This window comes from Streptomyces sp. NPDC059224 (genome assembly GCF_042754285.1).
Lineage (GTDB): Bacteria > Actinomycetota > Actinomycetes > Streptomycetales > Streptomycetaceae > Streptomyces.
On the sequence record NZ_JBHZAN010000108.1, the window covers coordinates 1 to 1,430 of the forward strand.

Sequence of the window (1,430 nt, forward strand, 5' to 3'; positions counted from 1 at the left end):
TTCTCGGTGCCGGCCCAGTCCCAGATGCCGGCACCGCGGGCGCAGTGGGCCCGGGCCTGGTCCATGGAGAGCCAGTCGAAGCAGGGCTGTTTGCCTGCCACGATCACGTTGACGTAGTCCCGGCTTCGCAGCGCGTGGTCCGCGACCGAGAGCAGGGTGTTGGCGTCCGGCGGCAGGTAGACCCGGACGACCTCGGGGCTCTTGTTCAGGACGTGGTCGACGAAACCGGGGTCCTGGTGCGAGAAACCGTTGTGGTCCTGACGCCACACGTGCGACGTCAGCAGGTAGTTGAGGGACGCGATCGGCGCCCGCCACGCCAACTCCCGTGACGTCTTCAACCACTTGATGTGCTGGTTGACCATCGAGTCGACGATGTGCACGAACGCCTCGTAGCAGGAGAACAGCCCGTGCCGGCCGGTGAGGAGATAACCCTCCAGCCAGCCCTGGCAGGTGTGTTCGGAGAGGATCTCCATCACCCGGCCGTGCCGGTCGAGGTGTTCGTCGACCGGAAGGCGTTCGGCCTGCCAGGCCTTGCCGCTGGCCTCGAACACCGCCTGCAGCCGGTTGGAGGCGGTCTCGTCCGGTCCCACCAGGCGGAAGTCCCGGCGCAGCCGCGTGTCTTTCATCACCTGTTCCAGCAGGCCGCCGAGGACCCGGGTCGGCTCGTGCAGGGTCGTACCGGGCTTCTCCACCGGGACCGCGAACGCGTCCAGGTCGGCGATCGGCAGGTCACGGACGAGGAGCCCGCCGTTGGCGTGCGCGGTGGCGCCCAGGCGGCGGGAGCCGTCGGGGATGCAGGCGAGGACGTCGGCGACGGGCCGGCCGTCAGGACCGAACAGCTCCTCGGGCCGGTAGGAGCGCAGCCACGCCTCCAGCTGCCGCAGGTGGGCGGGGTTCTCCCGGACGCCGGCCAGCGGGACCTGATGGGCGCGCCAGGTGCCCTCCACGGGCACCCCGTCCACCTCGGCCGGACCGGTCCACCCCTTCGGCGTGCGCAGCACGATCACCGGCCAGTGCACACGCTCGGTGACACCGTCCTCGCGCGCCGAGCGCTGCATGATCGCGATCCGGTCCAGCGCGTCGTCCAGCGCCGCCGCCATGGCCCGGTGCACCTGCATCGGGTCGTCACCCGTGACGTGGATCGGGTCGTGCCCGTAGCCGCGCAGCAGCGAGTCGAGCTCGGCCTCGGGCAGGCGGGCCAGGACCGTCGGATTGGCGATCTTGTAGCCGTTGAGATGCAGGATCGGCAGGACCGCACCGTCGTTGACCGGGTCGAGGAACTTGTTCGAGTGCCACGCGGCGGCCAGCGGCCCGGTCTCCGCCTCACCGTCACCGACCACACAGGCGACCAGCAGGCCCGGGTTGTCGAAGGCGGCGCCATAGGCGTGGGACAGCGAATATCCCAGCTCACCGCCCTCGTGGATCGAACC

Annotated in this window: 1 pseudogene; it reads right to left on the minus strand. The window is 70.1% G+C overall.

The features are described from left to right. Positions 1-1,430, minus strand: a pseudogene (locus ACFXI4_RS44660) (phosphoketolase); the annotation flags it as partial.